Source organism: Shewanella sp. c952 (genome assembly GCF_019654975.1).
Lineage (GTDB): Bacteria > Pseudomonadota > Gammaproteobacteria > Enterobacterales > Shewanellaceae > Shewanella.
This window is the reverse complement of sequence record NZ_BPEW01000035.1, coordinates 36,805-44,693: the sequence shown is the minus strand read 5'-3', so window position 1 is coordinate 44,693 and position 7,889 is coordinate 36,805. Positions and strand designations below refer to the sequence as shown.

At 42.3% G+C, this 7,889-nt stretch carries 7 protein-coding genes; 2 read left to right on the top strand and 5 right to left on the bottom strand.

All coding sequences use genetic code 11. From position 1 onward, the window contains the following. From K5R16_RS18325 to K5R16_RS18310, 4 genes are all read right to left on the bottom strand, one after another. Nucleotides 1-86, bottom strand: an 86-nt coding sequence (locus tag K5R16_RS18325; RefSeq protein ID WP_220739314.1) for a valyl-tRNA synthetase, incomplete at its 3' end; no start/stop codon positions are given. A gap of 100 nt (nt 87-186) precedes the next feature. Then, complete coding sequence (ilvN, locus tag K5R16_RS18320; protein ID WP_220739310.1) at nt 187-681, bottom strand: acetolactate synthase small subunit; 495 nt, start codon at nt 679-681, stop codon at nt 187-189. After that, entirely contained in the window at nt 681-2,402 is a 1,722-nt protein-coding gene (locus tag K5R16_RS18315; protein WP_220739308.1) for an acetolactate synthase 3 large subunit, read from the bottom strand. Before K5R16_RS18315 ends, ilvN begins: the two co-directional genes overlap by 1 nt. Nucleotides 2,403-2,763: 361 nt before the next feature. After that, the gene (locus K5R16_RS18310; protein WP_220739312.1) at nt 2,764-3,936 is read right to left on the bottom strand and encodes a multidrug effflux MFS transporter; all 1,173 of its coding nucleotides are present in this window, start codon (nt 3,934-3,936) and stop codon (nt 2,764-2,766) included. Nucleotides 3,937-4,383: 447 nt separating this feature from the next. Between K5R16_RS18310 and K5R16_RS18305 the strand changes: the two genes are divergently transcribed. Beyond that, complete coding sequence (locus tag K5R16_RS18305; RefSeq protein ID WP_220739306.1) at nt 4,384-6,258, top strand: choice-of-anchor I family protein; 1,875 nt, start codon at nt 4,384-4,386, stop codon at nt 6,256-6,258. A 187-nt stretch (nt 6,259-6,445) separates the two neighbouring features. Here the strand turns inward: K5R16_RS18305 and K5R16_RS18300 are convergent, their stop codons facing one another. After that, a complete protein-coding gene (locus K5R16_RS18300; RefSeq protein ID WP_220739304.1) occupies nt 6,446-6,787 on the bottom strand; it encodes a hypothetical protein in 342 nt (113 codons plus the stop codon). Nucleotides 6,788-7,080: 293 nt separating this feature from the next. Between K5R16_RS18300 and K5R16_RS18295 the strand changes: the two genes are divergently transcribed. After that, complete coding sequence (locus tag K5R16_RS18295; RefSeq protein WP_220739302.1) at nt 7,081-7,833, top strand: Nif3-like dinuclear metal center hexameric protein; 753 nt, start codon at nt 7,081-7,083, stop codon at nt 7,831-7,833. The last annotated feature ends 56 nt before the right edge of the window (nt 7,834-7,889 follow it).

Sequence of the window (7,889 nt, the reverse complement as noted above, 5' to 3'; positions counted from 1 at the left end):
TATACCTGGCTCACGACTGCTAATTTAAAGCCTAATGTGTAATCACGTTGTGTACGTTTACAGTTGATTGAACTTGAAGGTTTCATAGACAAGTCTCCAAAGTGTCAACTTATCTCAGGACGGGACAATATCTGAATATAAAAAGGGAGTCTAATGACTCCCTTTTTAGTGGACGAGTGTTACGTATTAAGCACGCATCGACTTCTCACCGCGAGCGAGACCGACAACGCCTGAACGTGAGATCTCAACCACCTTGGTAACATCTGCCAAAGCTGCAATACAAGCATCAAGTTTCTCGCTAGTACCAATGAGTTGCACTGTATACAGGCTTTGAGTGACATCTACGATTTGCCCTCGGAAAATATCAGCAAGGCGTTTAACTTCCTCTCTGTATTCACCTTTAGCTTTCACTTTTATCAGCGCGACTTCTCTTTCTATATGCGCTGACTCAGTAATATTTGACACTTTCAATACATCAATTAGCTTATGTAGCTGTTTCTCAATCTGTTCCAAAACGGCTTCATCTGCATTAACCGCTATGGTCAAACGTGACAGTGTCTTGTCTTCAGTAGGAGCTACGGTTAGAGTTTCAATGTTATAGCCACGCTGAGAAAATAGCCCTACTACACGAGAAAGTGCACCTGGTTGGTTTTCAAGTAATACACATATAATCCGACGCATTAGCTTTTCTCCGTTTTACTCAGCCACATTTCATTCATCGCACCACCACGAATTAGCATTGGGTATACGTGTTCAGTTTCATCAACATGAATGTCGACAAATACTAGCTTGTCCTTCATCGCAAATGCTTTCTCTAAGCCTGACTCTAGCTCAGCAGGATCGCTGATAGTCATCCCTACATGACCATATGCTTCTGAAATCTTAGCGAAATCAGGCACTGAGTCCATATAAGATTGTGAGTGACGTCCAGCATAAATCATATCTTGCCACTGCTTAACCATGCCTAAAAAGTGATTGTTCAGGTTAATGATCTTTACCGGAATATCATATTGCAGCGCGGTTGATAGCTCCTGAATATTCATTTGAATAGAACCATCACCTGTTACACAGATAACGGTTTCATCAGGTTTAGCAAGTTTTACACCCATAGCGGCAGGTAAACCAAAGCCCATGGTGCCAAGGCCGCCAGAGTTTATCCAACGACGTGGTTTATTAAACGGGTAATATAGCGCGGCAAACATCTGGTGCTGACCGACATCTGAAGCGACATATGCATCACCATTTGTCAGTTTATGCATCACTTCAATCACTTGCTGTGGCTTAATTTTCTCTTTAGATGTTTGGTAGTCTAAACTTTTACGGCCACACCATTGTGCGATATCGCTCCACCAATGGTCATTGGCAGCAGGATCACTAATGCCATAATCATTGGCTTCGATTTGCGCTAGCATTTCATCCAATACTTTGTCAGCTGAGCCAACAATTGGGATATCGACTTTTATCGTTTTTGAAATAGAAGAGGGGTCAATATCAATATGCAAAATAGTGGCGTTAGGACAATACTTTTCAACGTTATTGGTTGTTCGATCATCAAAACGAACGCCAATACCAAAAATAAGATCGCTATTGTGCATCGTCATGTTGGCTTCATAGCAACCGTGCATGCCTAGCATACCCACACTGTTTGGGTGAGTGCCCGGAAATGCACCCAGTCCCATCAACGTGCTTACAACTGGGATCCCTAGCTTTTCTGATAAGGTTAAAATTTGGCTGTCACAGCCTGAGATAACTGCGCCGCCACCAACATAAAGAACCGGTTTCTTAGCCGCTAACAGTGCTTTAAGGCCGCGACGAACCTGACCCTTGTGTCCTGTGGTAGTCGGATTATATGAGCGCATTGAGATATCTTCTGGATATTGATATTCATGCAAAATCTCTGGATTCATACAATCTTTGGGTACATCGACAACCACTGGACCTGGACGGCCGCTAGCAGCGATGAAAAAAGCTTTTTTGATAATAGCTGGAATGTCACGAGGGTCTGTGACTAAAAAACTGTGCTTAACAACAGGTCTTGAAATACCAATCATGTCACATTCTTGGAATGCGTCATTGCCAATCAGGTTACTGTGCACTTGTCCTGAAATCACAACTAATGGAATAGAATCCATATAGGCTGTTGCTATACCAGTTATGGTATTGGTAGCGCCAGGGCCTGAAGTGACAAGTACAACGCCGACATCGCCCGTTGCACGTGCGTAACCATCTGCCATGTGTACAGCAGCTTGTTCGTGTCTTACAAGGATATGTTCGATGTTGGATTTTTCATGCAGAGCGTCATAAATATCTAAAACTGATCCGCCTGGATAGCCAAAAATATGTTTAACGCCTTCGTCGATAAGAGAACGGACAACCATACTGGCGCCTGATAGCTTCTCCATAATATTTCCTTTCTAAGTTACCGCTACGGTATGCAGTATCTAGCTACAGCGACGGTAATCGCTCTAATAATTAAGCTTGGACGGTGATCCTTGCCTCGTTTTGCTGTGTTTCTCAAAGATAAACATTTACCACAGACTTACTGTGCAGCACTGGCTTGGTTAAGCCAAGTTCATCATATAAAATACTCAAATGATTTCAAGCATAGAATGCGATTAAATCGTTCTAAATGAAGAATTTTCAATATCGTTTACAGAAAAGCACATAGATAAGCGAAATAACTTAAGCGGAAAATAATAAAAAGTTGTACAAGGAAGGATAAAAAGACTCAGTGGCTTAATCCAAGCTGAGTCTCAATGTCATTTAAACACTTGGTTCGCGCTTACTCAGCAGTTGGCATAAACCAACCAGAATAACAGCGGCAAGCATTAAGGCTGAAAACGGTACCGCGGTGCCGGTATAAAACAGTGCTAAAAGTGGCCCAGCTAAAGCACCAAAACCAAACCTGAGCGTACCGATTACAGCCGTAGCTGTGCCGGTTTCTTGCTGGAACTTCATCAATACGATAGCGTCAGCATTGACAGACATGACACCTAAACATGCCATGAGCGGCAACAACATGATGACGGTAAATAGATAGTTAAGATCTAGTATATTAACTAACAGCAAGCCGCTTGCTGCGAAAACGCCCATGATGGTTGATGCCCGCAGCATTCTTTTTGAACCGTAACGTCCAACTATCTTGCTATTGACGACATTGGCAAGCATCAATGCACCGACATTTGTGCTAAAGAGAATGGCAAACAGTGACTTGTCTAAAGCAAAAACTTCCATATAGACGAATGGCGAAGCCGTTAAGTAACAGAAGAAGGCAAATGAGGTTAGTACACCACAGGCAATATTGAGCTTAACGCCGGGTTTAGTGAATACCGTGGCATAAGCACCAAAAAAGGATTTGCTACTGCGGCTCTCTGAATCTGAATCACTCGGCATTTTTAATCTAAAGCACACTAAAAGCAGTAACGCACAAGCATAGAAGGCCAGTATGAAGAAGATCAGGTGCCACTCGCCCAACTCCAAAATCAAGCTACCAATACTTGGGGCGATAAGCGGTGCTAGCATCATTATCAGGCTCACATAAGACATACCTTTTGCAGTGTTTTTGCCATAAACCTCTTTGATATACCCAGGAACAACCACAGTTGCTGCTGCGCCAATAAAGGCTTGAAAGAACCGGAGTGTTAGAAAGGCTTCTATTGATTGCACAAATGCCAATGCAAAACTGGTTAGCATAAAGCCTGTGAGCCCAATCATGACCATTTTTCGGCGACCATACCTGTCAGCCAATGGGCCAAAACATAGCATGCCTAAAGCATAACCTGCTAGATATAAGCTGAGGGACTGCTGGACTAGAGTAATACCAGTATCAAAACTGCTTGCGAGTGTTGCCATTGCTGGCAAATACATATCGATTGCGAGCGGCGTAATCGCGACAATCGCTGCGAGCATGGGGATAAGCAGAGCTAAGTTTGGCATTCCAACGTGGCTAGTTTGCTGTTCAGGCGTGTTGTTCAATTCTACCTCTTGGTTGTTGCGGTTTATAAGATGATTAAAGCTGGGACTAATATACTCGTAAGTCGATTAGGTAAGACTGTATTAAAGACAAGAATTGTCGATTTCGCTGGCGAGACTATGCACTGTCAGAACCCATCGTTGGGAGCTAATGCGAATACCAGAGTATATTATCGTTTTAAAAGCATTTAACCAATCAAAAATCAGTGTTATTCAATCAAAAAAGCCGTTCTATTTGTAAGCATCAATTTCGAGAGCGATTGACGGTCCTCCTTACAAATGCTCTTTTCCTCTCTGGTCATTAAACTGTTTTTTTTCCGTCATATTGACGTCTTCTTAGAACCTTAGGGTAAGCACTTTTATTGGGCCGTCTTGAACGATAGGCGTACTTAGGATCAAAAAGGGAATTCGATGATTAACCAGAATAAAGCACTACCTTTGTTAATGTCTGCTTTGCTAATGTCAGCATGTGCTGATGATGGCAGTGATGGACTAGCAGGAGATAATGGTAGTAATACCCTTGTGAGTATCACTTCACTCGATATTGGTAGTGAGCAATGCGCAATGGGCGGTAAGTTATTGCAAACAGGTTTAGATCTCAATGCTAATGGCACACTCGATTTGAGTGAGGTTGATGATGCACTGTCGCAAACCATTTGTAACGGAATAACTGCCCATTTAACGGCGCAGCTTGTTGGGCGCTATCAAAGCGGAGTTTATGGGTTAAGTGCGGCTGAGATTGTTGACTTTCATACTGCTTCAAAGCAGATTTTTGTGGTTAATGCTAAAAGTGGCAGAGTGGATATATTAAATGCAGCCGACATCTCGCTTGATGATGTCGTTACCGGCGGCGGAGCGATAGCGCTAAACAACATTGTGAAAAATACCGATATCGATGTTGCTGCTGATGTTAATCTTTCTGGCTTAGGTGGTGTTAACAGTCTAAGTATTAATAAAGACTTGCTAGCCGTAGCAATAGAGCGGGCCGATACGCAGGCTAATAGCAAGCAGGGTAATGGTTTGGTTGCTTTTTATCGGATCAATGATGCAGGTCAAACGCTTTATCTTCATGCTGTAGAGGTGGGGGCACTACCAGATAATTTAACTTTTAATAAAGATGGTTCGCTTTTGGTTGTAGCAAACGAGGGCGAACCCAACGGGGATTATACCGTTGATCCTGAAGGGAGTATTTCGTTCATAGAGATTAACGATGATGTACCTGCCACATCAGCTACAAGTTTAGGTTTTGCCGACTTTAATCAGGGTGGCATTCGAGCTGACGAACTCGATGCTCAAATAAAAATAAATGGGCCAAACGCGTCGGTTGCTCAAGATCTGGAGCCTGAATACATCGCAATAAGCGAAGATAATTTGAAAGCTTTCGTATCGCTACAAGAGAACAATGCAATTGCAGTGATAGATCTCAATAGCAGGGAGATTACAGCGGTTTTGCCTCTTGGTCTTAAAGACTATGGCTTATATGAAAACCGAATAGATGCGAGTGACAAAGACGGTAAAGTTCACTTTAGTGCTTATGCTGAGGTTTACGGTATGTATCAACCTGACACCATTAGTAGTTATCAGTGGCAGAGTGCTAATTTTATTGTTACTGCAAATGAAGGCGATGCAAGAGACTATGATGGTTTTTCTGAGGAAGCCAGAGCAAAAGATTTAGACTTGGATACTGCGCATCCGCAGTTACTCGCAGCAAAAGATAAATCTCAACTCGGTCGACTAAAGGTAACAACGAGTTTGGGGGATATTGATGACGATGGTGATGTTGATCAAATTGTGAGTTACGGTGCCCGTTCTTTCTCTATTTGGGACGAAAACGGTAACCAAGTGTTTGATAGTGGCTCTGACTTTTCACGCATAACCGCTGCGGTGCTGGGGTCAAACTTCAACAACAATAACGACGAGAATAAAGGTGATAGCCGCAGTGATGATAAAGCGGGTGAGCCTGAAGCGTTAGCTATTGGTAAGATAGCTGAACAATATTATGCTTTTATTGGATTAGAACGCACTGGCGGGGTGATGATTTACAATATCACTAATCCTTTTGCCGTGAGCTTTGTCGACTATATTGTTAATCGTGATTTTAACACTAATTTCGAAATTAATACCGATACAGGTGAAGTCGAAGGGGATGCCAGTCTGGCTGGAGATTTAGGTCCTGAAGGGATGAAGTTTATTAGTGCTGAAAATAGTCCTACGTCGAAACCGTTGTTGGTTATCGGAAATGAAGTCAGCGGAACAACGAGTGTATATGCACTAGGTTTTAACTAAGTGTTAGCTAGGGATTTTGCCATCGACTTATTCGTTTAGATAACAATAGCCGTTTAATAAAAAACTCCGTTACTTTAAACAGTAACGGAGTTTTTAGTTTCGATATGTATGCTTGCATGAGTGCTTAGTTTAGCGCTTACACAAACTAAGCAATAAGCCAAGAATGCTAATTGCTTAAACGATTACATTAGAAACCGCGAGGTAGTTGACCTTTACCGGCTAATTTTTCACGCCAAAGTTCTTTTGGTGTTTTGCCACCGCTCTTTGCTGCAGGTTTCGCAGCCTTTTTAGCTGGTGCTTTTTTAGCGGCAGGTTTCGCTGCTACTTTTTTGTCGGTTTTAGCTGCTACAGGGGCACTATCGCCACCCATTTCAGCTAACATCGCTTCTAAATCGCTGAAGCGTAGTGATTTACCGCCATCGATTTTGTACCAGCTACCTTTCTGTTCAATTTTAACAGCTTGGCCTTCTTGCTTTGCAAGTGCAGCCTCAAGTGTGCTGATAACCTCTTCTTTGGTCAGTTTTGACATAATAATAACCTGTTTGTTTTTGTGTGTTACATGAAGGTTTGGTGTGATTTTATCGTTTAATGCACCAAAAAGTCCAATTTTCACCACAAATGGCTTCATTTATATGATGATTTAGACATTTCATAGCGATTAAGTGAGTCAAAGTAGGTGCTATTTGGGCGAGGTTGATTGTGTTATTAAAGTCATTTTTGATTTTTGTAGTCGAATGATGACTGATTTGAACTTGTATTGGCTTGTTTGCATAGAAAAAGCGACAATATAGTCATAGAAATGATTTACTTTTGGGTGAGCAGATGACGCAGACAGAATTAAGCCAGTATTTGGCTGAGTATCTTCAAGTAGCGAATTTTAAGGATTACGCTCCAAATGGGCTACAAGTTGAAGGTAAAAAAGAGATTAGAACGATCGTAACGGGTGTCACTGCTTGCCAAGCTTTAATTGATGAAGCGATTAAACTCGATGCTGATGCTATTTTGGTTCACCATGGCTTTTTTTGGAAAAGCGAAGCTGAAGTTATTGTTGGAATGAAGCAAAAGCGAATAAAAGCCCTGTTGGTTAATGATATCAACCTATTTGGTTATCACCTGCCGTTAGATGCACATCCTGATGTGGGCAATAATGCACAATTAGGTAAAGTGTTGGGTATTGATAATGCTAGGGTCATAGAAGGACAAGCTCAAGGATTGATCTGGCGGGGTGAGCTAAGGGTGCCCGTTTTGGCCAATGAGTTAACTCATGCAATATCACACACCTTATCACGTGAATGTTTGCACCTTGGCGATGGTTCTAGTCTGGTGGAAACCATTGCTTGGTGCACCGGGGGCGCGCAAGATTATATTGATGTGGCTGCATCGCTTGGTATTGATGCGTTTATTAGTGGCGAAGCTTCAGAACGAACCTACCACTGCGCAGTAGAGCAAGGCATCCAGTATTATGGAGCTGGTCACCATGCGACAGAATTGTATGGCATTCAGGCTTTAGGAAAACACCTCGCTGATAAATTCGATTTAAGCCATCACTTCGTTGATATCAGTAACCCTGTTTAGTTCTTATTGATAAACGGATACAAAAAAGCCGCTCATTTTAGAGCGGCTTTTTGTTG

Bases quoted from the DNA above. Each gene is read 5' to 3' on its own strand.
- ilvN (WP_220739310.1), bottom strand. From the start codon at position 681: ATGCGTCGGATTATATGTGTATTACTTGAAAACCAACCAGGTGCACTT.
- K5R16_RS18315 (WP_220739308.1), bottom strand. From the start codon at position 2,402: ATGGAGAAGCTATCAGGCGCCAGTATGGTTGTCCGTTCTCTTATCGAC.
- K5R16_RS18310 (WP_220739312.1), bottom strand. From the start codon at position 3,936: ATGCCAAACTTAGCTCTGCTTATCCCCATGCTCGCAGCGATTGTCGCG.
- K5R16_RS18305 (WP_220739306.1), top strand. From the start codon at position 4,384: ATGATTAACCAGAATAAAGCACTACCTTTGTTAATGTCTGCTTTGCTA.
- K5R16_RS18300 (WP_220739304.1), bottom strand. From the start codon at position 6,787: ATGTCAAAACTGACCAAAGAAGAGGTTATCAGCACACTTGAGGCTGCA.
- K5R16_RS18295 (WP_220739302.1), top strand. From the start codon at position 7,081: ATGACGCAGACAGAATTAAGCCAGTATTTGGCTGAGTATCTTCAAGTA.